We start from the raw sequence: 797 nt of genomic DNA on the forward strand, positions 1-797 counted from the left end.
AATAAATTATCTTAGTTGCTGCTCTATTATTTGCTGAGCCATCTGTCATGACCACTGGGCAGACTCCTTTATGGCACACACATTCTGATTCTTGAGTTCTAAGAATGTTCCCTGCCCATGATGGGATTTCTGTAACTGGTCTCCCTCCGTACCACACCACTGCCGATGCATTGTTATTCGGTCCTGATATGCATATTGACATTCTTGATATGCCATCGTGGCATGACGTGCTTGACCATCCTATGCACTCGACCTTAGCATTATATGGACTGGGCGCCTGACCCATTTCCCAACTTATAAGAGCTCGGAATGGGCTCCTATCATGTATGGTTCCATTCGCATGTCGCCCTCTGAGTGTTGTGCCTTGACTCAGAGCAAACATCCTGCAGCCTTGTGGATCACAGGACAAATAAGGTTCCCTTGTGACTAGTATATGAGCGTCCTCACCTATCCTTATTGCATTGTCTTTCGATAGAATATGCCATGAGTTGACCTCACATAGCGGCTTGGTCAGGTTGAGAAATTCTTCCTTATTCTTATTCACTACGATGTTTGTGATGTTTGTGTAATTATTTTGGGGGTTATTGTTTATTATTGTTGTTGTTGGGTTGGTCTCATTCATGTTTGGAATGTTTATGGTTGTTGAATCACTCACCTTATAGTGGAGTCCGATATTTAAGCCCAAATTGGCAACTCCTATTAGTAGACTTACTACCGATAGAGTCATTCCTATTGCTGAAATGCATGTTATCTTTTGATTTGGATTCATCGCCACCCTGCTTTTGCTGATCACGCGT

The 797-nt window shown here is 42.9% G+C and carries 1 protein-coding gene; it reads right to left on the reverse strand.

Annotated elements, in window-relative coordinates:
* Positions 1 to 769 (reverse strand): sialidase/neuraminidase family protein (locus IEV85_RS24735; RefSeq protein WP_188467947.1); only part of this gene is annotated, 769 nt, incomplete at its 3' end.
* Positions 770 to 797: the final 28 nt, after the last annotated feature.

Source organism: Marivirga lumbricoides (assembly GCF_014636295.1).
GTDB lineage: Bacteria > Bacteroidota > Bacteroidia > Cytophagales > Cyclobacteriaceae > Marivirga > Marivirga lumbricoides.